The sequence below is a fragment of the Salicibibacter halophilus genome (genome assembly GCF_006740705.1).
Classification (GTDB): Bacteria; Bacillota; Bacilli; order Bacillales; family Marinococcaceae; genus Salicibibacter; species Salicibibacter halophilus.
The window spans coordinates 3,663,524-3,689,088 of sequence record NZ_CP035485.1 but is presented as its reverse complement, the minus strand read 5'-3'; the positions used below and the strand labels follow the sequence as shown (position 1 = coordinate 3,689,088).

Sequence of the window (25,565 nt, the reverse complement as noted above, 5' to 3'; positions counted from 1 at the left end):
AGTAGGAGGGAGCCTCACCTTTTGTATGGATTGTGCTCCTCCCCCCTCACAGATCCGTGCGGGCGCAATTAACGCACACGGCTCCTCACCAACATCTTTCACAAAATATAGCTAATATGGTTCCTTCGTTCATAGATGTTCACCTTGGCCCTTGGTTTCGGTAAGGGAAACTTAATAAGAAATAACTGAAACTTCTCCCAACCGAACGACTTTCGTTGGCTTCTCCGGTTCATCCATTTGAAAAATTGTTGGATGACCGCATCCCGGAACCTCACCACTGCGGTTACGTTGTCTGTGATACAGTAGTAGTTGTAATAACCATTCAGAGAACGGCTTAGTCTACGGACAATGTCCTTCATAGCCAGATGACGGTGAGCTTTCAGCCATTGGTTCGTTTGTTTGAGCTTGGAGGCTATTTTCTTCTTGCTTGTTTTGCGTTTCACACGAAATTTGCCTTTCTTGCTTTTGCCGCAATAATGGGTGAAACCAAGAAAATCAAACGTTGGCGGGTTCCCTTTCCCCGCCTTTTTATGATTCTCCGCAGCGAACCTCCCAAACGGAATAATTTGCGTTTTATCTTCCGCCACTTCCAGGTTAAATTTGTTCAACCTCAACTTGAGTGCATCGTAGAATGCATGCGCATCTTCATGATACTGAAAGCAGCAGACAAAGTCATCTGCGTATCGCACAAGATATGCCTGCCCTTTGATTCTTTTCTTCACATGCTGTTCAAACCACAGGTCCAAAACATAGTGCAGATACACATTCGCTAGTATCGGCGATATCAGGTTTCCCTGCGGCGTTCCGCTCTCCGTCTTATAATGTTTCGCTTGCTCCATGTATCCGCCCTTGAGGAAACGGGCAATGATTCGGAGAAAGCTCGGGTCTCCAATACGTTCTTTCAGAAATGCCATCATCCACTTGTGGTCAACATGATCAAAGAAACCTTTGATATCCACATCCACGATGTAATTCACATATCTTCTCTCTATATACCCATTTAATACCTTCAATGCATCATGACAATTACGCTGGGGACGAAATCCAAATGAACAATCCAGAAAATCATTCTCATAGATGGCGTTCAAAATGGGCGCCATCCCTTTCTGAACAATTTTATCTTCGTGTTCAGGAATCCCCAGGGGTCTCTTCTTTCCCTTTTCATCCTTTGGAATATAGACCCGCTTATCTGGGCTGGGCCGATAGCTCTTCTGTTTCATTCTAGACACTAAGTCTTCGATATTTTCCTCAAGATTTTGCTCGTACGTTATCTTGGTTGTTCCCTTTACACCAGCTGCCTTACGGTTAGGGAGTTGGTGATGGCATTGCATAAGGTATTCAGGATTCAGCAGGTGCGCAAGAGATGTGAATGTCATAGCTGGGTTGTGCTTAGCTAATTCTGCTATCCTAGCAAGTTTTGTTTCCATTCCGTGTTCCTACCTCCGTGTGTAGGGAATGTGTCCCTTGTTAAGGTGATGTCGGCGTGACACTTGCCTTCCCTCTTTCGGCGTTACCCGACGTCATCGGTACTACGCGGTCATCCGACTTCCTGCTGTCGTCTGGTTTCCTCGCTTTGTATCGCTTGGTCAACCATACTCCCTTCGACTGAAGAAAGAACAAACAGGATCTCCCGAGTTCTCGTGTCATCATTGTATCGCATGCCTGGCTCTCCGACCCCGAGGGAGCTCCGTATATCTCACCGATAATGACATACGGAGTGTCGTTTTCCGGTCTTTCGACACCGTCAACCTCCCCGTTTTAACTATTTACGAGGCTCAATCACTTTCAGGCCTACGACCTAACTGTCTACGCTTAACCCAATGGATTACTCCGTTGAGTCCAAGACTCGCTATTGATGGCTTGGTTAGAGCCTTATCAAACAGGGGTTCCACCTGTTAAATGACACGACCTATGCTCGGTCGCTCCGAAAGCCTTAGTTGCACTTATGCAGGAAAAAGTTTTATACTTTCTTACCTGCAAAAAAAGCGTTGTGCGATGAACCTCTAATCACACAACGCCCTTTCTTATTCGGATATCGATTCATTTTTTGATCGTCGCTTCTTTTTTTCATCTCGTTCGTTATTCTGTACCTCTTCGTCCGGCACCGGGTCATGATGCATGTCCTCGGTTAGGTCGTTATCGCGTGGCTGAAACTTGGCTTTTGCTTCTCCCTTTACACGTAAGCGGTCCGTTTCTTTGTGACTACGTTTCATTGTCCATCACCTCTGATTTCTTACAATTCCACGAATCGACGGATTTCAAACATAAGTCATGCTAAACTAAAAATAATGAAACTACTATGCAAAGGGGTGCCTGTCAAAATGACCAGAGACATCAACAAAGTATTTTCACGCCTGAAATACAGGGAGCCGGGCATCATCGGTGAACGTGAAGCGCAGCATGCTGCCGTTGCCGTTCCAATTGTACATGAAAAAGGGCAGCCGTCTATTCTTTTTCAAATCAGAAGCTACCAGTTAAAACAGCAGCCCGGAGACATTAGTTTTCCAGGAGGTAAAATGGAAGCAGACGATTTAACTTCAGCCGAGACGGCCGCACGGGAACTATGTGAGGAAACCGGGATCAAACGCTTCAATGCCGCTCACATAGCCCCATTGGATAAATGGATGACCCCATACGGCGTCGTTATTTATCCCCATGTTTTTTCGATCAGTGAAACGTCGTTCTCCCCTAATGAAGAAGTGGAAGAATTATTCACTGTGCCGCTTCATGTTTTGATGACTCAAAAACCGGAGACGTATCATCTATCTTCAACTGCGGATATACCGGAGGATTTCCCATATGAAAAAATCGCCGGCGGCAAAAATTATCAATTCCGACGCACGGTCTTTCCCGAAGTTTTCTATGAATATGAAGGAAAACACATTTGGGGGCTTACCGCCCGCATCCTTCAGCATTTTCTTCGGGTCGTAGAGTCATGAGTTTTCCCATTCACGGGTCCATTTAAGGCTGAGCAATAAACAGAAAACAGAGGCGCCAATCAAGCCGAACCATAAGGAAAGGCCAAAAATGGTGCCCATCTGCTTCGCCTGCTCAGGAATAAACCAGCCGATGGACATAAAAGCAGCGATCAGCAAAAAGATATTGGAAAAAGATCGATAATCATTTATTTTCATGACTAGACGTTCATCTTGTTTCGATGGTTCCATAAAAGCAACCCCCTCCCTTTTTACAGCCATTCTATCATGAAGAGCGGCCTTTCAGAGAAGGTAATTCTTTCATCTATGTGCACTTGTTGCATCTAAAAAGGCTCTAACGACTTGCGCTGATTGGTTGGCTGCCTTCTCCAAAAACCTTTCATAGGATGCTAAGGCATCTTTTCCGACAATGTCACTTAACGCCCTTATAATGACAAAAGAAGTTTGAAAACGATAGCACACTTGCGCAATGGCACCGGCTTCCATTTCCGAGCATTTTGCCTCCGGAAACTCAACGCGAAGATCAGCAATCCTCTGCTCGTCACTCATAAACGAATCCCCGGAAAGAACAAGGCCGTTCCTGGCATTCGCCCCCGATTGAAATGCCGCCGCGTTCGCATGTTCCACTAAATCGGTGTTTGCAGGATAGACATTCGGCATGCCGGGAACTTGCCCAAATGTATAACCGAATACCGTGGCATCCACGTCGTTATAGCTGACATGGGTGGAAACAACGAGGTCACCAATCGTCATCTCCGGATCAAATCCCCCCGCAACACCGGTATTGATGACAATGCCCGGGCTGTACATATCGATCAGCAAGGTTGTGCCGATCGCCGCGTTCACTTTGCCAATCCCTGATTGCATAAGGACAACTTCATGACCATTCAGTTGCCCGTCATAAAAAACACACCCTCCCTTTTTTGTAATCGTTGTATCGTTCATCTGCGATGCCAATATCTCCACTTCTTCTTCCATGGCACCGATCACTCCGTATTTCATTTTCAATCTCCTCGTATAATGGATTTTAATTATGCCGGGCTTTCATTTCAGTGCGAGCGGAAGCTTTGTTCATACGTCAAGCCCGGGGTAAAGTGCCCGGGCTTGACGTTAATTTTCTTCCACATTCGTCGGCATCCAGCCTTCGTCGTCCACCCATTCCATCGTAACGGTATATTCCGTTCCGTCCTCGTGTTCGAAGGTTCCTTCTGCTCCGTCCGGACCATCATTGCCGATCCACGCGATATGCGACCAATCTTCTTCCGAAGTCCCTGTTGCGTATTCCATAGCCATTACCATTTCATTCCAATTTTGGCTATCGGAATCAAAATTGTGGCTGAAATCTTCTTGCTCCGTTCCAATCGGTTCATATTCTCCGTCTTCCGGAGCGGAAGGGGCAGACTCCCCATTGTCCTCACCGTTTTCATCTGTTTCCGTGCCCTCTTCGGATTCTTCGGATGACTCGGAGTCACCGTTTTCTTCCTCTGCAACGTCTTGTCCATCATCCGGTGCCTCTTCCGGTCCCGAGGATTCTTCTTCATCCTCTTCAGTCGCTTCTTCGTCCGGCTCTTCTTCTTCTTCAAACCCTACGTCCGCATCTTCTTCTTCAAATTCATCATCGGCAACCGGTTCATCGTCTTGAAACAACAACGCAAACAAGAAAAAACCGATCAAAACAACGACAATGCCAATGGCTGTATTCAATAACCGATTCATCGTTTTACGTTTGCGTAACTCCTTGCGGCTCTCCGAACCAAATTGATTAGGATTGTCCATTGCAATCACCTTTTTACCTGTACTGGATACGTTCCTTGTCCACGCCTGCAATTTTTGGAAAAACGGGCGGCTAACACGCCCATTTCACTTTATTGAATATCGACGATCTCCACTTCCATATCCCCTCCGGGAGTGCTCACAGATACCTGTTCACCTACTCTGCGTCCCAACAAGCTTTTCGCCATCGGAGAATCATTTGAAATCTTTCCTTCCAATGGATCGGATTCAGCACTGCCGACGATGGTATATATTTCTTCCTCCCCATCCGGCAATTCTTTAAACGTAACGGAATTTCCCAGATTGACTTCGTTCGTATCCCCGTTATCTTCGATAATAACGGAGTTTCGAATCATATTTTCAATTTGTACAATCCGTCCTTCAACGAATGCTTGATCATCTTTGGCTGCATCATACTCCGAGTTCTCGGATAGGTCGCCAAAGTCCCTCGCTATTTTTATTCGCTCAACGACTTCTTGCCGCCGTGTTGTTTTCAAATATTCCATTTCCTCTTCCAACTTGGCCAAACCTTCTTGTGTCATATAATATTTTTTTGTTTCCGCCATTTTCTTCACTCCTCCACCTAAGGTGAAAACATAATCAGAAGCAACGTCTAAACAGCATTGTTTGCTGCAGGAATGGGTTCAACCATTCTTCGCTGCCGGTGGTGGATGGTTTTACGTGTTCATCCTCACCTGCATTGGCTCTGCGTTGCTTTTTCTTTGCTCTATCATACGCAGGTCACTTAAAAAATACAATTCTTTTTTTCAACTTATGCTTCATTATAAGAGGTTTTCCTGTTTAATCGCAATGGCCAAACCATCTCCGACTGCATGAAAGCGTGTGGCAAAAGCCGGATGGTTCCGGAACCAATCATTAAACGCGTGCACGTTGCCCGCAAGATTTTGTAAACGCTTTGGTGCTCCTGCCGGATCGGCCACCCATCCTTTAAACAAAACGTTATCAACGACAATCACTCCCCCTCTTTTAACAAACGGGGCGAACGTCTCAATAAAGGCTTGGTTATGGCTTTTTGCAGCGTCGACGAACAAAGCGTCATACGATGGATCCTGTGAGATCTCTTCAACATAATCAAAAGCATCTCCATGCAACAACGTAATCGATGGTTGGTAACTTGAGCGAGCCAAAAAGGACCGGGCTTGTTCGTAACGGTGTCTGTCCCTTTCGACCGTCGTTACGCTTCGCCGGGCACCGTCCGATGCCATTCGAAAGGCAGAATAACCAATAGCGCTGCCGATTTCCAGCACGCGTTCGGCATTCGTTAATGCCAGCACTTGTAATAACAACTGCATGCTTTCTTCTTCCAAAATCGGAACATTTTCTTTTTCCGCGTGCAGACGCATTTCGTTCAGCACTGGATCGTCATTTTTTTCCCGCAAGGTTTCCAAGTACTTATTCATTCGTCGGATTCCTCTTCTTCCTGTGCTTCAATCCATTCATCCCGGTAGGTTTCATGAACTTCCTGGTGCTCCTCGTAAGTCTGGGAGTAAATGACTTCGCCGGTTACACGGGCATAGAAAAAGAGATACTCGGTATCCTCGGGCTCAAAAACAGCCCTTATGGAATCTTCCCCGGGACTTGCGATCGGCCCGGGCGGCAAACCGTCATTTTGATACGTGTTAAACGGATCATCGATCTCAATGTCCTCCAAAGAGGTCATGTATAAATGCTCGCCTTGGGCATAAGCCACGGTCGGGTCCACCTCCAAAGGCATTCCTTCATCGAGACGGTTAAACAACACGCCCGCGATTAGCCTGCGGTCCTCTTCTGTTTGTGCTTCTCGCTCCACAATCGAAGCCAACGTCAACACTTCATGCAAATCATCGGCATGTTCGCCATCTGCCTCGCCTGCAACTTGTTCATAGACATCAAAAGTTTGTTGCAACATGGATTCCGCCATCCATTCGACGGATACCTCTTCATCTAAAAACTCGTAAGTTGCCGGGAACAAATACCCTTCCAACGGATAGCGTATAGCATCGTCCAGCATTTCTTCACTCAATAATTCGTGTTCTTCTATTAAGCCTTCCACATAATCCTCGTTATCGAGCACATCCACCACTTCGTCTATCCCATGAGGCGACGCTTCCGAGATGGTTGCTGCAATATCCTCCAGCCACAACCCTTCCGGAACCGTATAGGAGATGGCATATGCTTCCCTGTGCGGCCCTTCTTGCATGGTATCCAAGATTTCATCAAGATCCATCGATCGATTCAATTCATAGATACCGGCCTGCAAACCGGAGGCGTTTTGCCATCGTGAATAGTAATGAAAAAAAGTGCTGTCGGAAATCAAATCTTCCCCTTCCAAGCGTTCTCCGATGTCCCTCATCGAGGAACCGCCCGGAATTTCAACTTCAACTTCCGAGTCATCCTGTTCGTCCATCGGGCTCACCGCTGCCCGCACATAGAAATACCCGGATACCAAACCGATGATCGCGAGTATAACAAGCGCAAGCACGATCCAGAAGACAATCCGGCGAACCATTCGCGCATTCATTGCTTTTTGCTTCTTTTGTTCATTCATTTCCTGATTATCGTTCAATGAAACCTCCTCTTCGAGGACGATTTTTTTACAGCTGAAAAATATTGCCCGCCATCAAGCATCTAGTATGCGGAGCTTTAGCGACATGATTCATCCCCAAAGTAAAAAGAATACCCGGCCCGTGATGCTTCACGGTCCAGGTGATATTTCTTCCACAGCATTAGTGCCTCGGGGAATGGAGGAGGTTAGATATCGGAAGCCAGAAGAGCTTGAGCATGACAGACATTTTTCTCTTAATGGTTATGCCCGTCTTTATCCACATGAAGGGTTTCATCCTCGTCCAGCATAGTGGCGATCATTTCTTCAACCATTTCCCATTCTTGATCGGATTCAATCGGATAAAGCGCAAATCCTGCAGGCTCTTCGCTTGATTCTTCGTATTGAAAGGCGAAGATTTCTACTTCTTCCTCGTTTTCCATTTCTTCCTCAGCCGAGGTTACAACCATATAGGATTTTTCTGTTTCATCAATATCAAACGTAAACAAAATCTCGAATACATGATCATTCCCCTCTTCATCGGGAATAACCACGCGCTCGTTTTCTTCTTCCGCCATTTTTTCACCTCATTCTTGTCGCACAGGCGTGATCAAGATAGCCTTGCAAGATCAGCACTGCGGCAAGTTTATCAACCACTTTTTTTCGCTTTTTGCGACTCACATCCGCAGAGATTAACGTTCGCTCTGCCGCTTTCGTCGTTAAGCGTTCATCCCAAAACTGTACAGGAATGGCTGCACGCTTTTCAAGGGCGGAGCCGAATTGTTGGGATTTCTCGGCACGAGGACCAATCGTCCCGTCCATGTTTTTCGGCAATCCTACCACAATTTTTTCCACGTCATGGTCATGAGCGATCTGCACAACCTTAGCATACGGCGATTCGTGCCCTTGCACGGCAACCGTCTCCAGTCCTTGGGCCGTCAGTCCCAACGCATCACTGACCGCTACACCGATTCGCTTATCTCCTACATCAAGGCCAAGAATCTTCATCCGCCGCGCTTTGCTTTCTGCAAATACGTTCGAACGAGTTCTTCAATGAGCTCGTCTCTTTCAAGACGGCGAATCAACGTACGTGCGTCGTTATGACGCGGAATGTATGCCGGGTCCCCGGATAACAAATATCCGACGATTTGATTAATAGGGTTATACCCTTTTTCTTCCAGTGCATGATGAACATTGACCAATACTTCTTTGACGTCTGCTTGCGTGGAGTCTTCCTGGACATTAAATTGAACGGTATTATCTTTTGAGCTCATCCTCTGTCACCTCGCAATCAAATTCACGGATCGTGACTGCCCGCTTCCTGTATTTGCATCTTATTGTACATGATTTTGCGAAATTATGAAATGGAGGCTACGATTTCATCGACTGCTGCTATCGCTTCCGGCAGTTTTTCCGGACTTTTGCCGCCGGCTTGTGCCATATCCGGGCGGCCTCCTCCGCCACCATCGCAAATCGCTGCAACTTTTTTGACAATGTCTCCGGCCTTGTAACCGTCGGTAACCAAGTCTTTGCTCACGGTAGCGACAATATTGACCTTCCCGTCTCTCGCTGTGCCAAGAACGATAATGCCCGTCGGAAGCTTTTGTTTTAACCGGTCCGCAGTCGTTCGGAGTGTGTCCATATCGCTGTTATCCAATTGTCCCGCCAATACCGGGATCCCATTGATATCATGCACATCATCCAGCAACTGCATAGCTTCCATGTTCCCCAATTTTGCCGCGATTGATTCGTTTTCTTTTTCTTTTTCGCGGACATCCTGTTGAAGTTGCTCCACTCTTTGGGGCACGTCTTCCGCCGATTTTGCTTTTAATTGTTCCTGTATTTGGTCCAACAATTGCAGTTTCTCTTCAATATAATGGTATGCTGCTCGGCCGGACACGGCTTCAATTCTGCGAATCCCCGCGCCAATTCCCGTTTCAGAGATCAATTTAACGATTCCGACCTCTGCGCTGTTTGCCACATGGGTTCCTCCGCACAGTTCAATGCTGTAATCTCCAATATGAACGACACGGACATTGCTGCCATATTTTTCACCGAAAAGTGCCATGGCCCCTTTCGCTTTCGCGTCTTCCAAGGTTGTTTCTTCAATTGCCAGGTTTGCCGCCTCTGCAACTTTTGCATTGACAATTGCTTCAATGTCCTGCAACTCTTCGCTCGACACTTGCCCAAAATGGGAGAAATCAAAACGCAGCCGATCCGGTCCGACATACGACCCTGCTTGGTTTACATGATCTCCGAGCACATCTTTTAATGCTTGATGAAGCAAATGGGTAGCGGTATGGTTCTTCTGAATCGCGGCTCGGTCTTTCCCATTTATTGAAGCCGTAATTGGCTTGCTCGTTGTTAATGTTCCCTCGGTCACCTTTATCTTGTGCAGCGGTTGCCCGTTAGGCGCTTGCTGGACATCGGTCACCTCTGCCCATGTCCCATCGGAAAAAAGCAGCCCTTGATCCGCGACTTGTCCGCCGCTTTCTGCGTAGAACGGAGTTTCTTTTAAAAGGACAAACGCTTCTTCCTCGGGGTTCGCTGTTTCCGCACGTGCATCATTTTGTACGATGGCTTGTACTTCTGTTTCAATCTCGTGCTGTTCGTAGCCAACGAACGTACTTGTTTCGTGAAGCGACCGAAGCGCTTCATTTTGGCTTTGCATCGAATCGCCTTCTTTACGGGCGGCTCTTGCCCGTTCCCGCTGCGCGTGCATGGCCCGTTCAAATCCTTCAAGATCCACGTTGAGACCGGCATCCGTTACGTATTCCTCCGTTAAATCGACCGGAAAGCCATACGTGTCATATAGGCGGAAGACATCGTCCCCGCTGATTTGAGTTTCGTCTTTCTGCTTGGAGGCGGCGATTAAATCATTTAAGATTGCCAGCCCATCGCTTAAGGTTTCGTGAAAACGCTCTTCCTCATTTCGAACTACCTTTTGAATAAACGCATCTTTTTCTTTCACGTTCGGGTAATGAGGCTCCATGATCGTCGCGACGACCGGAACGAGACGGTACATAAACGGCTCGTGAATGTCGAGCGATTGCGCATAACGAACCGCGCGCCTCAACAGCCTGCGCTGCACATATCCCCTGCCTTCATTTGACGGAAGGGCTCCATCGGCAATCGTAAAAGAAACGGTGCGGATATGATCGGCAATGACTTTAAAAGCTGTATCATACGTTTCTTTTTCCCCATAAGACGCATCCGTCAACGCTTCCGTCTCTTTGATGATCGGCAAAAACAAATCGGTTTCATAGTTCGTTTTTGTATCTTGGATGACCGAAACCAAACGCTCCAGCCCTAATCCGGTGTCGATGTTTTGGTTTGGTAGCGGTGTGTACGTCCCGTCGGGATTATGGTTGAACTGGGAGAACACGAGGTTCCAGATCTCCAAATACCGTTCATTCTCGCCCCCCGGATAAAGTTCCGAATCCGCCGGATCATGACCGTAAGCAGGGCCACGATCATAAAATATTTCCGCATTAGGTCCGCTCGGCCCTTCTCCGATGTCCCAAAAATTTTCCTCCAGACGAATGATCCTCTCTTCCGGCAGTCCAATAGTTTCTTTCCAATAGCGGTACGCTTCATCGTCTTCGGGGTGGACAGTTGCGGACAAGCGCTCCGGATCAAACCCGACCCAACGCTCATCGGTTAGAAATTCCCATGCATATTCAATGGCTTCTTTCTTAAAATAATCGCCGATCGAGAAATTGCCGAGCATTTCAAAAAACGTATGGTGACGGGCAGTTTTGCCGACGTTTTCAATATCGTTCGTCCGAATCGCTTTCTGGGCATTGACGATGCGCGGGTTCTCCGGAACAATTCGTCCATCAAAATATTTTTTTAAAGTCGCTACCCCGCTGTTGATCCACAACAACGACGGATCTTCATGAGGCACGAGGGAAGCGCTCGGTTCAATATCGTGGCCTTTTTCTTTAAAAAAATCAAGGAAAAGTTGGCGCACATCAGCTGACGTTAAACGTTTCATTTCGGTTTTTCCTCCTTTTTTGGCACACACAAAAACCCCGCCCCATAAAAGGGACGAGGTTAGTCGCGGTACCACCCTTGTTAACGCATTCGCTTCGGGCGAATGGTTCGCTTATATGCCTTAACGCGGCGAACGGCAGGGGTTAGCTGCACTCCGGAATAGCCTTCAATCAATCCACGTTCGGGTACTCTCAGCAATAAAACCCTTCTCTGTAAAACTGGAATTGATCTACTCGTTCCATCAACGTATCTTTCGACCGATATTTTCTTCATTTATATCGGATTTAAAGCGGCTTGTCAAGTCATTTCAAGTGATCGCGCAAATTTTTTTGCATATCGGCTATCTTGAACAAAAAAATTTTGCTATCGTAAAAGAAGAATGGAGGGGTGGCGGTGGCCGAGTTAACACTTCAAGAACGAATAAACGTCTATGAGCAATTGTTTGACAAGCTAGATCTTGGCATTCGTGTGATTGACCGGGAAAGAAGACCGCTCATTTACAATTCGAAAATGCGAGCCATTGAGTCGATGACATTATCCGATTTTACCGATCGCCCGTTTATGGATGTCTTCCAATTTCGTGATGAAAAAGAAAGCCGGCTCATTCAGGCGCTGAAATACGAACGCAGTGTGGAAGATAAAAAACAGACGTATTTTAATGCAAAAGGCGAAGTAATCACGACGATTAACCACGTGTATCCGTTATCGGAAGATGGAAAAGTCGTTGCGGCCGTTGAAATTGCCAAAGATGTGAGCCGTATGGAACAAATCCTCCGCGATAAACGGACAAATGAAGAAGGAACCCGTTTTCAATTTCAGGACTTGCTCGGAGAATCTGATCGCTTTACAGAAGTGGTCGCACAGGCAAAGCACTCCGCCCGCACCTCTTCTCCCGTGCTGATTATCGGAGAGACAGGTACGGGTAAGGAACTGTTCGCCCAAAGCATCCACCAGCAAAGCGATCGCGGCGCCAAATCGTTTGTAACCCAAAATTGTGCAGCCCTTCCCGAGAGCCTTGTGGAAGGGATCCTTTTCGGGACCGCAAAGGGTGCGTTCACCGGCGCAGTGGACCGTCCGGGTTTGTTCGAACAGGCAGATGGAGGAACGCTGCTTTTGGACGAGATTAACGCACTCCCCTATCACCTTCAACCGAAACTTTTACGCGTCCTGCAAGAAAAGAAAGTCGTTCGCATCGGTGAAGCGAAAGAGCGGCCAATCCATGTCCGTTTGATGGCAACGTTGAATGAAGATCCCATAAAAGCAATTGATGAGCAGCGCTTGCGCCAAGACCTTTACTACCGTTTGAGTGTGGTGAGTTTATTTATTCCGCCATTACGCGAACGAGAAGACGATATCACGAAGCTTGCCCGCTTTTTTTTACGAAAATACAACAATCGTTTTCAGTTAAAGGTTGAACGGCTCACGGATGAAGCGCTGCATTTGATGCAATTTTATGAGTGGCCCGGAAATGTGAGGGAATTGGAGCACACAATGGAAGGAGCAATGAACTTTCTATCAGACGAAACGGTGATGGATGTTCATCACTTTCCCTCCCATCTCCGTCTGAGACAAAGCCAAAGAACCGCTGATTCCCCAGAAGCGAAATCTTTACCCGCGCAAATGGCTATGTTTGAACAACACCTGATCACACAAGCAATGGAATCATACAACGATAATGTCACCCAAGCAGCGAAGTCACTTGGCATTAGTCGCCAGCGCTTGCAATATAAATTGGACAAATACCGCAAATAATTTTTCGGTTATTGCAAAAATATTTGCGATAATAAGGCGAATTTGCGTCTTGAACCCCCGGATAACAACGGCTTTGATTTTGGCATAAAAATTGCATTGTAATTGGGTGTATGACAATATTTTTCGAGGAGTGATCTAAATGGTTGTCCCGTACACCCATGAACCTTTTACAAATTTTCAAGATAGCAGCAACCGTGCTGAATATGAGGCAGCACTTCAATTGGTGAAAAATGAGCTTGGCAAGGAATATCCGCTTATTATTGGCGGGGAACGAGTGACGACAGAAGAAAAGCTAGTATCGGTAAACCCGGCCGACAAAAATGAAGTCGTCGGCACCGTTTCCAAAGCCAATCAAGCACTTGCGGAACAAGCGATGGAAAAAGCACAAGAGGCATTCAAAGTGTGGAGCGGCTGGGATCCGGAAGCGCGCGCGAACGTGCTATTCCGTGCAGCAGCCATCGCTCGCCGCCGCAAGCATGAATTTTCTGCTTGGATGGCTTATGAAATCGGGAAAACCCGAAAAGAAGCAGACGCCGATTCAGCGGAAGCGATCGACTTCCTTGAATATTACGCGCGCCAAATGGTGGAGCTTAAAGATGGGGAAGCGATTAACAGCCGGTGGTTTGAACACAACCAATATACGTATCAGCCACTTGGCGTCGGCCTGACTATTTCCCCATGGAATCTGCCTTTTGCCATCATGGCAGGAACGACCGTCGGTCCGATGGTCGCCGGCAATACAATCTTGCTTAAACCGGCAAGCCTGACTCCGGTCATCACTTATAAATTTTTAGAAGTGCTTGAAGAAGCCGGCATGCCAGCAGGAGTCGTCAATTACATCCCCGGAAGTGGCCGGGAAATCGGTGATTATCTCGTCGAGCATCCAAAAACCCGTTTTGTTAATTTTACCGGCTCCAAAGAAGTGGGGATCGGGATTTACGAAAAGGCAGCGAAAGTTCAGCCAGGGCAAAATTTCTTGAAAAAGACAGCCATTGAAATGGGCGGAAAAGATACCATTATCGTTGACAATGAAGCAGATCTCGACCTTGCTGCAGAGTCAATCGTGCAATCGGCTTACGGTTTCAGCGGACAAAAATGTTCCGCATGCTCGCGTGTCGTCGCTCATGAAGACGTCTACGAAGAGGTATTAAAAAAAGTCACCAAGATGACCGAAGAATTAGCGGTCGGAAACCCGGTGGATGAAGCAACGTATATGGGACCGGTGTGTGAGCAGTCCGCTTACGAAAAAATTCTCGATTACGTTGAAATCGGGAAAAACGAAGCGCGCCTCGTCACCGGCGGCAGTGGTAATAATGAAAAAGGGTATTTCATCCAACCGACAATTTTTGCCGATGCGGATCCGAACGCACGCATCATGCAGGAAGAAATTTTCGGACCCGTTGTCGCGTTTACAAAAGCGAAGGACATCCAAGAAATGATTGATATCGCCAACAATACGGACTACGGTTTGACCGGGTCGATCATTTCCAATAACCGTGCCCACCTGGAAAAAGCCCGTCGGGAATTTCATGTCGGCAACCTTTACTTTAACCGTGGTTGCACGGCCGCGATCGTAGGATACCAACCATTCGGCGGTTTCAAATTGTCCGGCACCGACTCCAAAGCCGGCGGACCCGGATATATCCTCCACTTTATGGACCCAAAAACCGTTTGTGACCAGTTTTAATCGGAATAGGAGGAGTACACCATGCAGAACATATCCCGAAATTTTTTCTCCTATTTATCGAAAAACAAACTATTGAATAAAAGCGCAAAAAGATGGGGATTACAACTAGGTGCTTCAAAGGTGGTTGCAGGGTTAAACGTGGAAAACGCAATCGAGACAATCAAAGATTTAAACGACAGCGGCCGCATGGTTACCCTCGATCACTTAGGCGAGTTTGTTAATGAGGAACAGGAAGCGCGGGACGCGATGGAAGCAGGGTTGCATACGCTAGATGTTCTGCATGAACATGGGGTGCATAGCACCCTTTCCGTGAAGTTGACCAAACTCGGATTGGATATCGATGAAAATCTTTGTCGCCAGCACATTTCCGCGCTCGCCCACCAAGCTTCCATTTATGGAAACGAGATTAATATCGATATGGAAGACTATGCCCGATATGAACAAACGCTCTCCATCTTGCACTCTTTGCGAGAGCAATACGACAATGTCGGGACGGTATTGCAATCCTATCTGCACCGAGGGGTTGATGATGTACACGCGTTAGCGGGCATCCCCCTTCGTATCGTCAAAGGTGCTTATAAAGAATCCCCGGCGGTCGCCTATCAAAAGAAGGACGACGTTGACCGTCATTTTTTGCAAATGGTAGAGGCGCATATGCTAAACGAGAGCTATACAGCGATCGCAACCCATGATCACGAACTCATTGATGAAGTGAAAGCTTTTGCAGCGCGCAATCACATTCCTCGCGAGATGTTCGAATTTCAAATGTTGTACGGTTTTCGCAATGATTTGCAACAGTCGCTTGTAAATGAAGGATATCGTTTTCGCACGTACGTCCCCTTCGGAAGAGACTGGTACGGATATTTTATGCGCAGGTTGGCTGAGCGACCGCAAAATGTCACATTCGCCCTGCGGGGAATGTTTTCGAAATAGCTATATCCCACTTTTGCATATGTTGACCGTCTGTTGAATAACGATTGACGAGGCTGTCTAACGGGCGCATGCTGTCCGGACATGCGCCCGGATCAGTCACGAATCCGGACAACTTCCTTGCTTCATTCCCGAAATGGAATGAAGGGAAAGCAAATCCCATAAAATTTTACGGAAGAAACTTTCTGAAAATCATACAGAAGGAGGTTCGCCAGTATGGATGATTTGCCGATGGTCACTTGGTTTTTGCTTATCGTTCCCATGTCTCTAACGGTTGTGCTGTCTTTGATAAGTCTAATCTTGGAACGGAGGAAATCAAGTGACCATTGAAATCCCGACACTGATCACTTTTATCATCTACATCATCGGTATGGCCATTTGCGGGATCATCTTTTATCGCTTAACGACGAATATGTCTGATTATGTCCTTGGAGGCAGAAGCCTGAATGGATGGGTAGCGGCTTTAAGCGCCGGAGCATCCGATATGAGCAGCTGGATTTTGATTGCTTTGCCAGGCACGATCATGTTGAATGGCATGAGCGAAATTTGGCTGCCTATGGGCTTAACGATCGGGGCTTATTTAAATTGGCAATTTCTTGCCAAAAGGTTACGCCGCTATACAGAGATCGCGAATGATTCCATCACGATCCCAGATTTTCTCGAAAATCGTTTTCGTGACAACTCAAGAGTTCTAAGAAACGTTTCCGCTATCTTCATTTTAATTTTCTTTGCGTTTTACACTTCTTCCGGACTCGTCGGAGGAGCACTGCTTTTCTCCAGCACATTTGGCTGGGACTACCAGGTCGCTTTATGGATCGGTGCTTTCGCGATTGTTTCCTATACATTTTTAGGCGGCTTTCTCGCCATCAGTTACACCGACTTTTTTCAAGGCATGTTGATGTTGCTTGCCCTCGTAACCGTTCCAATTGTTGCAATTATGGAATTAGGCGGTTGGAACAATACGGTAACCCATGTTGCAGCGATCGATCCTGCTTATCTGGATGCTTTCGCGGGTACATCGCTAATTGCCATTATTTCTCTGCTCGCTTGGGGACTTGGGTACTTCGGGCAACCCCATATCATTACTCGCTTTATGGCCATTCGTTCCGAGCGTGATGTTCCGGTAGGGCGTTTTGTCGGCATGACATGGATGACCATTTCTTTATTTGGGGCGATTTTCGTCGGTTTTGTCGGTATTGCCTTTTTTCAAGGGGCGGGGCCGGGAAGCGCTCTCGAAGATACGGAAACCGTCTTTATCATGTTTAGCCAAGTCTTGTTTAACCCTTGGGTGGCCGGAATTTTGCTCGCGGCGATTCTTTCGGCCATTATGAGTACGATTGATTCCCAATTGCTCGTGTCGTCCAGTGCCTTGGCGGAAGATATTTATAAAGGGTTGTTCCGTCCCCACGCATCCCAAAAGGAAGTTGTTTGGATCGGCCGATTCGGTGTGCTCATCATAGCTTTAATTGCTACATTCCTTGCCATGGACCCTGAAAGCACTGTTCTCGAACTGGTGGAATATGCCTGGGCAGGCTTTGGTGCGGCCTTTGGACCGGTGATGCTATTTAGCGTCTTCTGGCGCCGCATGACCGCTTGGGGAGCCATCTCCGGGATTGTCACCGGGGGACTTACGGTGATCCTGTGGAATTTCTTTGAAGGCGGTCTTTTCGACCTCTATGAAATCGTCCCCGGGTTTGTGTTGGGGAGCTTAGCGATTATCCTCGTAAGCTTGCTTAATCAGCGGCCGGGCGATGATATTCTTGAAGAATTCGACTTCGTTGAAAACGCCGTGTATGACGAAGATAATAAAAGATATGTCCATAAAGACTGATTCACCAAGAAAATGAGGAACTCATTGAGCTTCCTCATTTTCTTCTTTTTTCCGAAAGACCCGCACGACTTCGCCGATGATGACAAACAACGGCACGGCGATGAGTAACCCGATAAAACCGGCAAATTCATAGCCGATTAATAACGCCAGTAAAATCAACAATGGATGAAGATGGGCACTTTTTCCCATTATATAGGGGGACAGCACATTGCTTTCCAATTGTTGCACAATGGTAATGGCGATGATAGTGAATAGAACGGTTTGCCATGACACACCAAGCGCTACAATGACAGCGGGCACCGCGCCGATATAGGGTCCGACATAAGGAATCAAATCCGTCATTCCCATGAAAATCCCGAGAATCAAGGGGTAAGGAAGCTGAACGATCCACAACGCACTGACTGAAAGAGCGCCTACACACAGAGAAACGACAATCTGTCCCCGAATATAAAAGCCGAGCGCGTGATCGACCGCTTGCACAAATTTTTTTCCGTTTGCTTGCCATCGTTCGGGAACAACATAGGTTGCAGCTTTTTCAAATGCATCTAAGTCTTTTAACAAATAAAAGATTAAAAAAGGGAGCAAAAAAAGCATGACAATCCCTTCCAGAATCGCGGGCCATTGTTCCATCACTCCTTCCAACATATCTTCCCCGTTGGCCTCCAATTGCACAACGCCCTCTTCCACTTGATCATGAATCATCGGAGGCAATGTATCGATCTGGCGATGAATGGAGACCCAACCGGATTCGAAAGTTTGAATCCAACCCGGGAGTTCATTGACAAACGCGCTATACTGTCGAACCAATACCGGTGCCATTTCAATCAATAACCAAGCGCCTCCGCCAAAAAACAACACATAAATGAGCAACACAGAAGTCCACCGGGGAAAACCTTGCCGCTGCAGAAAATTTATAATTGGATGCAAAAGGTACGCGAATAACCCCGCAAGCAGAAATGGAAGGATGATTTTCCCAATGCTGGTCAAGATCGGTTTCCATACAGGCGTTAGTAAGTACAGAAAGTAGATGCAAGCCAATAGAATGAGCACAAACAGAGCGCGAAGCAACCATTTCCGTAATTTCATTCTTACCTCCCCAACGCAATGTTGTTTTTAGCATTTACCGTTGGAGAAGGATTATCCAAAATGCAGCCGATTACTGTAAAAAATCGCCCGTCTCATGAAAACGGGCGATTTTTTACGTTAGAAAGTGCGCTTGTAAGCTCTGCGCATTTGTTTGTAATACCTGTTTTTCTTAAGTTTTGACATCCAGTTAGGGTTCGAGCGCCGTTGTTGTGTACTGAACATATAAATGGCTGTTCCGACGGACCCAATTCCTGCAATCAGCAGCGAAGAGGCGGCTTTGTTATTCATGGGCGACCCTCCATTCATACATTATTGGCAAATGGCATTTACCGGCCTGACGCTTTTTGTATGAGCTGGGGATTCTCTTCTGTAACAATGCGGCGCTCTTCGGCACTAAAAAGGTCATCCAACGAACTAAGGGATCCGTCTTCCTCGACTTCAAAAACAGATAAATGCTCCCCTTGAAGGACAATTTCGATGCAACAGCGCCAACAGTAATATTGGGAGCTCCCAATTTTTCCCAAATCTTTTAAAGAGCAGTTTGGACAATGAACCATACAGACCTCCTGTGAAAAAACATCTTTTTCACAGACTGGTCAAATCATCCTCCAGCTATACGTAAAAAGGCCAGGAGGCTTAGTATTGTCCTTCTTTGACGTTTTCATGATTGGTACTTGCTTCCTGTATACGAATGTGCAAATGGGAATAGCGGCTATGTTGATCATTCGTCTCGGCAGCCAATGAAAAAGCCCGCTGTTCGCCGACCATGATTAGCGAGTCGCGCGCCCTCGTAATTGCGGTATAGAGCAAATTTCTTTTTAACATCCGGCGGTATGACATGGATAACGGGACGATCACAATCGGGAATTCACTCCCTTGGGCTTTATGAATCGAGGAACAATAAGCGAGTGTGATTTGTTTTAAATCCTGTTTTTCATAGTAAACTTCAATGCCGTCAAAATTAACGACAAGTTTTTCTTTCCCGTCTTCCGTTTCTTTTTCTTTAAGAAGCGCGATGATTTCGCCGCGGTCCCCATTAAAAACATTGTCTTCGGGATTATTGACGAGCTGCAGGACGATATCGCCATTTCGAAAGGGGACATCGCCATATGTCATGGACCGCTTTCCTTGTTTCGGGGGATTAAAAAGGGCTTGCAGCCTTTCATTCAGCAAATGAATGCCGGCTGTTCCTTTATACATGGGTGCAAGTACTTGAATATCACGCGCGGTATACCCTTTATCCATCGCTTTTTGGCATATTTGAATAATAACGTCAGGCATGCTTGTTCCCTGACATGTAATGAACGACCGATCCGGTTTCGCCTCCGTAAAATCCGCGGATAACTTCGCTTCTTTTAAATCATGAGCCAAATCAATGATCGAGGATCCCTCAGCCTGGCGGTAAACCGCTGACAACGATATTGCTGGAATCTTTTCAGAGCGCAACAAATCCCCGAGCACTTGTCCTGGCCCTACGGATGGCAATTGGTCTTCATCACCGACGATAATTACTTGCATCCCTGCGGGTATTGCTTTGAATAGCTGGTTCGCGAGCCATAGATCAATCATGGATGCTTCATCGATGATCAACAACTCCCCTTCAAGCGGGTTTTCTTCATCGTGTTCAAGAAATTCCTCTTCATCGCCGCGCCATCCGAGCCATTTATGAATGGTGAAAGCTTTCAAGCCGGTGGCTTCTGCCATTCGTTTCGCGGCTCTTCCCGTCGGCGCTGCAAGTAGAACGGGGAGCTTTTTTTCTTTTCGTTGGTTCCAGCCTCGCATGCGCTTGAACATCTCCACAATTGCGCGAATTACCGTTGTTTTGCCCGTGCCCGGACCACCGGTCAAAATCATGAGGGGAGATTTTAAAGCGAGCTCTACCGCTTCTTTTTGGCGCTCCGCATACGTTATGTCAAAATCCTGTTCCAGCTCACCCAACGTTTTCAAATAGAGGTCTTCCGCAAAAGTTTCTTGAATCTCCGTGTCCAACAAACGATTCACGTTCGTTGCCAACCCTTTTTCCGCAAAAAAGAGCGATAATATGTAAGCCCGTTCGTCCGGAACAGCAACCGTCCCCTCCTCATCCAGTTCGACAATTTCCTTTTGCAACATTGTTGCGTCCACTTCAAGGTTTCGATAATTCAGCACTTTCAAGGCCTCTTCGATCCAAAAATCCACCGGCAAATAGACGTGGCCGACGCTTTGGGACATTTGCCACAGCGAAAATAAGAGCCCTGCCCGCAGCCGCTTTTTTTCCGTCGGCGCAATGCCTAATTGAACACCAAGCGCATCGGCCTTTTGAAAACCGATGCCCTCAATGTCTTGCACGAGCTGATAGGGGTCTTTTTCCACAACGTTCAGCGTCTCTCCCTTATAAGCCTGGATGATTTTCGTGGCCAATTCCGTTCCGAAACCATATGTAATCAAGCGGCTCATCACACCGGCGATCTCCTGTTCTTCCATTAATCGCTCGGTGAGCACATCCGCTTGTTGACGTTTGATGTCAGGAATGTCGTACAAAAGGTTGGGCTGATGAAGGATTTTATCAATCGCTGATTCGCCTAGTTCAGCAACGACACGGGAAGCGGTTTTTTTTCCGATGCCGGGGAAACGTTCACTGGATAAATACTGGATGACCGCAGGTTTGCCTTCGGGAATATACGGTTCATAAAGTTCCATGTTGAACTGTCGACCATAACGTTCATGTTCGTGAAATTGCCCGTAAAACGTCAACAGATCTTCTTCGGGTGGAAAGGGGAAATGACCGACAACCGAAATGGAGGAGGCATCAACGGCCGGAGTTGCGTCATCAACATGGATATTCAAAACCGTATAGCCGTTTTTTTCATTCCGAAAAATGACGTGGCTCACCGTGCCGGTAATTTTGTCCATCGATGCCTTCCATTCCTCGTTCATCATTGTCCTCCTCCCCGAGCTGATGGCAGTGATTATTGCTCCATCGCTTTTACCACTTGCTTTTTCCCGTGCGCGGCTAAATAATGGTCCGGTTGCAGCTCTAATGTCTTGTGGAAATAGTCAAGCGCCTTCCTGTTTTCCGATTTGGAAAAATAGGCAATCCCCAAATTATAATGGGCGTCGGCGTGACTTGAATTTTTATCGATGACGGCTTCAAACGCTTCGATGGCCTCGGTGATGAGCTCGGATTTTGCAAGCGTCAACCCAAAATAAAATCGTGCCTCTTCATCGTCGGCATCCAATTCCACCGCCCGCTGCAAACGAGCCATCGCGAACGGAACGTTGTCCAGTTGGTATTCGCTCATTCCCATCATCATGTGCAGGCTCTGGTCATTCATGCCCAACGCTTCTGCTTGTTTATAAAACTGTAGGGCTTCCTGATAATTTTCGACATTGTAGGAGATATTTCCTGCCCCGTAGTATGCACCTGCCTGCTCGTCATCCAACTGGATCGCGCGCCGATAACAGGCAAGCGCTTGTTCATATTCCCCGGCACGCGTGAGCAAACTGCCCATGTTTGTATAAAGCAATGGATTGTCGGGGTCATTTTCAAGCGCTTGCCGGAAATGGGTAATCGCTTCTTCGTAGTTTCCGGCCTTCATCGCGTCCATGCCTTTTTTGTATGCACTCAACTTATCCACTTCCCGATAGCATTTCGACATCTTCATTTACGACGGTGGCCTCGATCGTGCCCCCGCCTAAACATAGGTCGCCGTCATAAAAAACGACCGCTTGTCCGGGAGTTACCGCTCGTTGCGGTTCGTTAAACGCCACAAAAAAATCATTTTCATCGTTCACGTACAGGGTAACTTCTTGATCCGCTTGGCGATATCGAAACTTCGCCGTGCACTGCAAGGCTTCCGCAGGCACAGAAGACAGCCAATTCAATCCCGTACCGTAAAGTCCGTCCGACATCAACGCCGGGTGTTCACTTCCCTGCGCAACGATTAATACATTGTCCTCGAGATTTTTATCCACGACAAACCAAGGCTCACCGGCACCACCGATGCCAAGGCCCTGGCGTTGTCCCAGCGTGTAATACATCAACCCTTCGTGGCGTCCTTTATGCTCGCCTTGGGGCGTGCGCATTTCCCCTGGTTGCGCGGGTAAATATTGCTGGAGAAAGGATTTAAAATCACGTTCACCGATAAAGCAAATACCGGTGCTGTCTTTTTTCGACGCCGTCGCAAGGCCTCGGTCCTCTGCCATTTTTCTAACTTCTTTTTTATCATGGGACCCTAGCGGAAACATTACTTGCGCGAGCTGGTTCTGGCTTAACTGGTTCAAAAAGTACGTTTGGTCTTTGTTGCGGTCGATGCCGCGCATAAGTTCCACCGTGCCGTCATCATGCCTGGCCAAGCGTGCGTAGTGACCGGTAGCTAAATAGTCGGCACCGAGCATCAACGCGTAATCCAGAAACGCCTTAAACTTAATTTCTTTGTTGCATACGATATCCGGGTTTGGCGTACGGCCTTTCCTGTATTCTTCCAGAAAATACGTAAACACGCTATCCCAGTATTGCTGCTCAAAGTTCACCGAATAATAAGGAATTCCTATTTGATCGCAAACACGTGCCACGTCTTGGTAATCAACCGTTGCTGTGCACACGCCATTTTCATCCGTGTCATCCCAGTTTTTCATAAAAATGCCGACGACGTCATAGCCTTCCTCTTTAAGCAAAGCCGCGGCCACTGATGAGTCAACGCCTCCGGACATGCCGACGACGACACGGATGTCATTGTTTGCTGCCATTTGTTTCACCTCACTTTTTTGCCAACACGCGACGGTGTTGTTCGGATATATTCGCGATCGCTTTCGCTGCTTCATTCAGTTGCTCCCCGTCATTTCCATAGCCAACACTAATACGAATGGAGGAACGGACACGGGCGTCATTCTCGCCAAACATCGCTTTCAACACGTGGGATGGCTGGAAGCTTCCTGCGGTGCATGCAGACCCGCTGGAGACCGCGATCCCTTTCAGATCAATTTGCGTCAAAAGAGCTTCCGTCGAGGTGCCGGGAAAATGAAGATTGATAATGTGGGGAAGCCTTTGTCGTTTATCACCATTTATTTCATAAGTCACATTTTCATCCTCAAGCGCGTCCAAGAGGTGATTCACGAGTCTTTCATAGGTTGTTGCCCGTTCCTGTTTTTCAGCATTCAGCAAATGGACAGCTTCCCCGAAGCCGGCGATCGCCGGCACATTTTCAGTCCCCGGCCGCAATCGTTGTTCTTGTTCTCCCCCAAAGAGCAAAGGGTAAAGCTGGGTTTCTTTTTTCACGTACAAAAAGCCCATCCCTTTAGGTCCGTTGATTTTATGGGCGGAAGCAGTGAGCAAGTCAACTTGAAGGGACGACACATCGAGGGGAAGCACCCCGTAAGCTTGCACCGCGTCGGTATGAAAAAGTGCTTTGTGCGTACGCAAATGCTCACCGATAGCTTTGATCGGGTTGATTGATCCCGTTTCATTGTTTCCGTACATAATCGTGACTAAAATCGTCTCTTCACGTAAAGCTTCTTGCAACGCATCCATTTGAACCATTCCGTCCGAATTGACAGGTAAATAAGTGACGTCATACCCTTCCCGCTCCAGCTGCCTGCACGCGTGAAGCACCGCGTGGTGTTCGGCTTCCGTCGTAATCACGTGGGTGCCTTCGTGTTTTCGGGCGCGGGCGGTACCGGTAATGGCAAGGTTGTCCGCTTCTGTCCCGCCGCTCGTAAAGATGATTTCTTCTGTGCTTGCCCCCACACTTTCGGCTACATTTATTCTGGCGGCATCCACCGCTCTTCTTGCTTCTCGGCCAGAACGATGAATGCTGGATGGATTTCCAGCCACCGTTCCGTCAAGATAAGGTTTCATCGCTTTCCAAACTTCCGGTCGCACAGGCGTTGTCGCGGCATGGTCCAAATAAATATCCGTCATACTTATCACCTTTTAGTTCCGGATACGAGAGATAGGATTGGGTTTTGGCAACACAGCCCCAAACTCCGATCTCTTCCTTTCTTATTTTCTTTCCGGCTAAATATAAAACATATAGTCTTCCAGATCATCGGTTTCTTCGTAATTCGCCAAGTCGTCAAGCGTTGTTGAATCGAGCACCTCTTTTACGGCATCCCTGATCTTAATCCAAAGGTCTCGCTTGGCCGGCTCTTCATCTTCCACCACTTCTACCGGGCTGATTGGCCCTTCCAAAACTCGGATAATGTCTCCCGCGGTAACCTCTTTCGGATCTGTTGTCAGCATATAACCGCCATAAGCCCCGCGCACACTTTTTACATACATCGCGTTGCGAAGCGGCGCAATTAATTGCTCAAGGTAGTGCTCCGATAAATGATAATCTTTCGCGATCGATCTTAGAGAGATCGGCCCATCTCCATGCTTTTTAGCTAATGCGATCATGATGGTAAGTCCGTACCGCCCTTTTGTCGAAATTTTCATGTCTGCCTCCTCTTTCTAACCAATCATTAAACAGCCGTTTGCAATAAGGCAATGTATAACCGACGACTGGTCCAATTGTCAATGAAAAGATAATGGTTCCGATAAAAACCGGACCGCCCAGCATCCAACCACATAGGAGGACCGTGATTTCCATGAATAAACGGACACGGCCGACCGGCATTCCCGTTTTATTTGCTATAGACAGCATAAGCATATCTCGTGGACCGGCACCGCAATTTGGCGCAATGTAAACGCCGATGCCTATGCCCATAATGAGTACGCCAATCATTAGCATGGCAAATTGTAAGGCTAAGTGATCCGGTGTGGAAATGATAAAAAGGAAAAGGTCGATAAACACACCTACAAATACCATGTTCAGTACGCTTCCCAATTGCGGAAGTCTGCGATCCAATAGCGCCGATGTTCCTATAATAACCGTTCCGACGATAATGCTCCAACTTCCAACTGTCAATCCAAGGTTTATCATCAAACCAATGTGAAACACGTCCCAGGGAGCAGCGCCAAGGTCAGCCTGGATCATAAAAGCAATCCCCATCGACATGACCATGATCCCCACGGTAAATGTTCCCCAGCGTAAGAAGTTTCTCTTCACTCTC

26 protein-coding genes are annotated in these 25,565 nt (G+C 47.3%); 5 read left to right on the top strand and 21 right to left on the bottom strand.

The window, feature by feature from the left end; all coding sequences use genetic code 11:
* Positions 1 to 98 precede the first annotated feature (98 nt).
* Positions 99 to 1,427, bottom strand: coding sequence for a group II intron reverse transcriptase/maturase (gene ltrA, locus EPH95_RS18195; protein WP_142086342.1), 1,329 nt, complete (start codon positions 1,425 to 1,427; stop codon positions 99 to 101).
* 597 nt (positions 1,428 to 2,024) lie between these two features.
* Positions 2,025 to 2,213 (bottom strand): hypothetical protein, encoded by a 189-nt coding sequence (locus EPH95_RS18190; protein ID WP_142091354.1) that lies wholly within the window; start codon positions 2,211 to 2,213, stop codon positions 2,025 to 2,027.
* 108 nt (positions 2,214 to 2,321) lie between these two features.
* Between EPH95_RS18190 and EPH95_RS18185 the strand changes: the two genes are divergently transcribed.
* Entirely contained in the window at positions 2,322 to 2,939 is a 618-nt protein-coding gene (locus EPH95_RS18185) for an NUDIX hydrolase (protein ID WP_160141852.1), read from the top strand.
* On the opposite strand, the gene EPH95_RS18180 is transcribed toward EPH95_RS18185, so the two are convergent.
* The 10 genes from EPH95_RS18180 to alaS all read right to left on the bottom strand — a co-directional run bounded on the left by EPH95_RS18180 (position 2,934) and on the right by alaS (position 11,248).
* Entirely contained in the window at positions 2,934 to 3,167 is a 234-nt protein-coding gene (locus EPH95_RS18180; protein ID WP_160141851.1) for a YrhC family protein, read from the bottom strand. The two genes, EPH95_RS18185 and EPH95_RS18180, sit on opposite strands and share 6 nt — an antisense overlap.
* 69 nt (positions 3,168 to 3,236) lie before the next feature.
* Positions 3,237 to 3,938, bottom strand: coding sequence for a 5'-methylthioadenosine/S-adenosylhomocysteine nucleosidase (gene mtnN, locus EPH95_RS18175; RefSeq protein ID WP_142091351.1), 702 nt, complete (start codon positions 3,936 to 3,938; stop codon positions 3,237 to 3,239).
* Positions 3,939 to 4,046: 108 nt separating this feature from the next.
* Positions 4,047 to 4,712 carry a YrrS family protein gene (locus EPH95_RS18170; RefSeq protein WP_142091350.1) on the bottom strand — a complete coding sequence of 222 codons (666 nt, stop codon included), beginning with the start codon at positions 4,710 to 4,712 and terminating at the stop codon, positions 4,047 to 4,049.
* A gap of 89 nt (positions 4,713 to 4,801) precedes the next feature.
* On the bottom strand, positions 4,802 to 5,275 hold the full coding sequence (gene greA / locus EPH95_RS18165) for a transcription elongation factor GreA (protein ID WP_142091349.1): 474 nt from the start codon (positions 5,273 to 5,275) through the stop codon (positions 4,802 to 4,804).
* Positions 5,276 to 5,491: 216 nt separating this feature from the next.
* Complete coding sequence (locus EPH95_RS18160; RefSeq protein ID WP_142091348.1) at positions 5,492 to 6,130, bottom strand: O-methyltransferase; 639 nt, start codon at positions 6,128 to 6,130, stop codon at positions 5,492 to 5,494.
* Entirely contained in the window at positions 6,127 to 7,275 is a 1,149-nt protein-coding gene (mltG, locus tag EPH95_RS18155; RefSeq protein ID WP_227003980.1) for an endolytic transglycosylase MltG, read from the bottom strand. Before mltG ends, EPH95_RS18160 begins: the two co-directional genes overlap by 4 nt.
* A gap of 233 nt (positions 7,276 to 7,508) precedes the next feature.
* Positions 7,509 to 7,829, bottom strand: coding sequence for a DUF1292 domain-containing protein (locus tag EPH95_RS18150; protein ID WP_142091347.1), 321 nt, complete (start codon positions 7,827 to 7,829; stop codon positions 7,509 to 7,511).
* 4 nt (positions 7,830 to 7,833) lie between these two features.
* A complete protein-coding gene (gene ruvX / locus EPH95_RS18145) occupies positions 7,834 to 8,259 on the bottom strand; it encodes a Holliday junction resolvase RuvX (RefSeq protein ID WP_142091346.1) in 426 nt (141 codons plus the stop codon).
* On the bottom strand, positions 8,256 to 8,525 hold the full coding sequence (locus tag EPH95_RS18140; RefSeq protein ID WP_142091345.1) for an IreB family regulatory phosphoprotein: 270 nt from the start codon (positions 8,523 to 8,525) through the stop codon (positions 8,256 to 8,258). The genes ruvX and EPH95_RS18140 overlap by 4 nt, the downstream gene beginning before the upstream one ends.
* Before the next feature lie 83 nt (positions 8,526 to 8,608).
* The gene (gene alaS, locus EPH95_RS18135; protein WP_142091344.1) at positions 8,609 to 11,248 is read right to left on the bottom strand and encodes an alanine--tRNA ligase; all 2,640 of its coding nucleotides are present in this window, start codon (positions 11,246 to 11,248) and stop codon (positions 8,609 to 8,611) included.
* A 392-nt stretch (positions 11,249 to 11,640) separates the two neighbouring features.
* Between alaS and EPH95_RS18130 the strand changes: the two genes are divergently transcribed.
* The 4 genes from EPH95_RS18130 (at position 11,641) to putP (ending at position 17,447) form a co-directional block, all read left to right on the top strand.
* On the top strand, positions 11,641 to 12,999 hold the full coding sequence (locus EPH95_RS18130) for a sigma-54 interaction domain-containing protein (RefSeq protein ID WP_227003979.1): 1,359 nt from the start codon (positions 11,641 to 11,643) through the stop codon (positions 12,997 to 12,999).
* 139 nt (positions 13,000 to 13,138) lie between these two features.
* Positions 13,139 to 14,686 carry an L-glutamate gamma-semialdehyde dehydrogenase gene (gene pruA / locus EPH95_RS18125; RefSeq protein ID WP_142091342.1) on the top strand — a complete coding sequence of 516 codons (1,548 nt, stop codon included), beginning with the start codon at positions 13,139 to 13,141 and terminating at the stop codon, positions 14,684 to 14,686.
* Between the two features lie 21 nt (positions 14,687 to 14,707).
* Positions 14,708 to 15,619 carry a proline dehydrogenase family protein gene (locus EPH95_RS18120; protein ID WP_142091341.1) on the top strand — a complete coding sequence of 304 codons (912 nt, stop codon included), beginning with the start codon at positions 14,708 to 14,710 and terminating at the stop codon, positions 15,617 to 15,619.
* 316 nt (positions 15,620 to 15,935) lie between these two features.
* A complete protein-coding gene (gene putP, locus EPH95_RS18115) occupies positions 15,936 to 17,447 on the top strand; it encodes a sodium/proline symporter PutP (RefSeq protein ID WP_142091340.1) in 1,512 nt (503 codons plus the stop codon).
* Positions 17,448 to 17,468: 21 nt separating this feature from the next.
* Here putP and EPH95_RS18110 read toward each other — a convergent pair whose 3' ends face one another.
* From EPH95_RS18110 to EPH95_RS18075, 9 genes are all read right to left on the bottom strand, one after another.
* The gene (locus tag EPH95_RS18110) at positions 17,469 to 18,533 is read right to left on the bottom strand and encodes an AI-2E family transporter (protein ID WP_142091339.1); all 1,065 of its coding nucleotides are present in this window, start codon (positions 18,531 to 18,533) and stop codon (positions 17,469 to 17,471) included.
* 117 nt (positions 18,534 to 18,650) lie between these two features.
* On the bottom strand, positions 18,651 to 18,821 hold the full coding sequence (locus tag EPH95_RS19020; protein ID WP_160141850.1) for a hypothetical protein: 171 nt from the start codon (positions 18,819 to 18,821) through the stop codon (positions 18,651 to 18,653).
* 38 nt (positions 18,822 to 18,859) lie between these two features.
* The gene (locus tag EPH95_RS18105) at positions 18,860 to 19,090 is read right to left on the bottom strand and encodes a hypothetical protein (protein ID WP_142091338.1); all 231 of its coding nucleotides are present in this window, start codon (positions 19,088 to 19,090) and stop codon (positions 18,860 to 18,862) included.
* A 79-nt stretch (positions 19,091 to 19,169) separates the two neighbouring features.
* Positions 19,170 to 21,452, bottom strand: coding sequence for an SF1B family DNA helicase RecD2 (gene recD2 / locus EPH95_RS18100; protein ID WP_227003978.1), 2,283 nt, complete (start codon positions 21,450 to 21,452; stop codon positions 19,170 to 19,172).
* Between the two features lie 29 nt (positions 21,453 to 21,481).
* A complete protein-coding gene (locus tag EPH95_RS18095) occupies positions 21,482 to 22,141 on the bottom strand; it encodes a tetratricopeptide repeat protein (RefSeq protein WP_160141849.1) in 660 nt (219 codons plus the stop codon).
* A 1-nt stretch (position 22,142) separates the two neighbouring features.
* Complete coding sequence (gene mnmA / locus EPH95_RS18090; RefSeq protein WP_142091336.1) at positions 22,143 to 23,261, bottom strand: tRNA 2-thiouridine(34) synthase MnmA; 1,119 nt, start codon at positions 23,259 to 23,261, stop codon at positions 22,143 to 22,145.
* Between the two features lie 10 nt (positions 23,262 to 23,271).
* Positions 23,272 to 24,432, bottom strand: coding sequence for a cysteine desulfurase family protein (locus EPH95_RS18085; protein WP_142091335.1), 1,161 nt, complete (start codon positions 24,430 to 24,432; stop codon positions 23,272 to 23,274).
* Positions 24,433 to 24,528: 96 nt separating this feature from the next.
* Positions 24,529 to 24,948 carry a cysteine metabolism transcriptional regulator CymR gene (gene cymR, locus EPH95_RS18080; protein WP_142091334.1) on the bottom strand — a complete coding sequence of 140 codons (420 nt, stop codon included), beginning with the start codon at positions 24,946 to 24,948 and terminating at the stop codon, positions 24,529 to 24,531.
* Complete coding sequence (locus tag EPH95_RS18075; RefSeq protein ID WP_227003977.1) at positions 24,893 to 25,561, bottom strand: YczE/YyaS/YitT family protein; 669 nt, start codon at positions 25,559 to 25,561, stop codon at positions 24,893 to 24,895. The genes cymR and EPH95_RS18075 overlap by 56 nt, the downstream gene beginning before the upstream one ends.
* Positions 25,562 to 25,565 lie beyond the last annotated feature (4 nt).

What these genes read in the sequence shown, in the direction of transcription:
- EPH95_RS18180 (WP_160141851.1), bottom strand. Translation starts at nt 3,167, where the DNA reads ATGGAACCATCGAAACAAGATGAACGTCTAGTCATGAAAATAAATGAT.
- EPH95_RS18110 (WP_142091339.1), bottom strand. Translation starts at nt 18,533, where the DNA reads ATGAAATTACGGAAATGGTTGCTTCGCGCTCTGTTTGTGCTCATTCTA.
- EPH95_RS18120 (WP_142091341.1), top strand. Translation starts at nt 14,708, where the DNA reads ATGCAGAACATATCCCGAAATTTTTTCTCCTATTTATCGAAAAACAAA.
- EPH95_RS18190 (WP_142091354.1), bottom strand. Translation starts at nt 2,213, where the DNA reads ATGAAACGTAGTCACAAAGAAACGGACCGCTTACGTGTAAAGGGAGAA.
- recD2 (WP_227003978.1), bottom strand. Translation starts at nt 21,452, where the DNA reads ATGATGAACGAGGAATGGAAGGCATCGATGGACAAAATTACCGGCACG.
- EPH95_RS18105 (WP_142091338.1), bottom strand. Translation starts at nt 19,090, where the DNA reads ATGGTTCATTGTCCAAACTGCTCTTTAAAAGATTTGGGAAAAATTGGG.
- alaS (WP_142091344.1), bottom strand. Translation starts at nt 11,248, where the DNA reads ATGAAACGTTTAACGTCAGCTGATGTGCGCCAACTTTTCCTTGATTTT.
- EPH95_RS18160 (WP_142091348.1), bottom strand. Translation starts at nt 6,130, where the DNA reads ATGAATAAGTACTTGGAAACCTTGCGGGAAAAAAATGACGATCCAGTG.
- EPH95_RS18140 (WP_142091345.1), bottom strand. Translation starts at nt 8,525, where the DNA reads ATGAGCTCAAAAGATAATACCGTTCAATTTAATGTCCAGGAAGACTCC.
- EPH95_RS18170 (WP_142091350.1), bottom strand. Translation starts at nt 4,712, where the DNA reads ATGGACAATCCTAATCAATTTGGTTCGGAGAGCCGCAAGGAGTTACGC.
- cymR (WP_142091334.1), bottom strand. Translation starts at nt 24,948, where the DNA reads ATGAAAATTTCGACAAAAGGGCGGTACGGACTTACCATCATGATCGCA.
- mtnN (WP_142091351.1), bottom strand. Translation starts at nt 3,938, where the DNA reads ATGAAATACGGAGTGATCGGTGCCATGGAAGAAGAAGTGGAGATATTG.
- pruA (WP_142091342.1), top strand. Translation starts at nt 13,139, where the DNA reads ATGGTTGTCCCGTACACCCATGAACCTTTTACAAATTTTCAAGATAGC.
- ltrA (WP_142086342.1), bottom strand. Translation starts at nt 1,427, where the DNA reads ATGGAAACAAAACTTGCTAGGATAGCAGAATTAGCTAAGCACAACCCA.
- EPH95_RS18185 (WP_160141852.1), top strand. Translation starts at nt 2,322, where the DNA reads ATGACCAGAGACATCAACAAAGTATTTTCACGCCTGAAATACAGGGAG.
- EPH95_RS19020 (WP_160141850.1), bottom strand. Translation starts at nt 18,821, where the DNA reads ATGAATAACAAAGCCGCCTCTTCGCTGCTGATTGCAGGAATTGGGTCC.
- greA (WP_142091349.1), bottom strand. Translation starts at nt 5,275, where the DNA reads ATGGCGGAAACAAAAAAATATTATATGACACAAGAAGGTTTGGCCAAG.
- EPH95_RS18085 (WP_142091335.1), bottom strand. Translation starts at nt 24,432, where the DNA reads ATGACGGATATTTATTTGGACCATGCCGCGACAACGCCTGTGCGACCG.
- ruvX (WP_142091346.1), bottom strand. Translation starts at nt 8,259, where the DNA reads ATGAAGATTCTTGGCCTTGATGTAGGAGATAAGCGAATCGGTGTAGCG.
- mnmA (WP_142091336.1), bottom strand. Translation starts at nt 23,261, where the DNA reads ATGGCAGCAAACAATGACATCCGTGTCGTCGTCGGCATGTCCGGAGGC.
- EPH95_RS18150 (WP_142091347.1), bottom strand. Translation starts at nt 7,829, where the DNA reads ATGGCGGAAGAAGAAAACGAGCGCGTGGTTATTCCCGATGAAGAGGGG.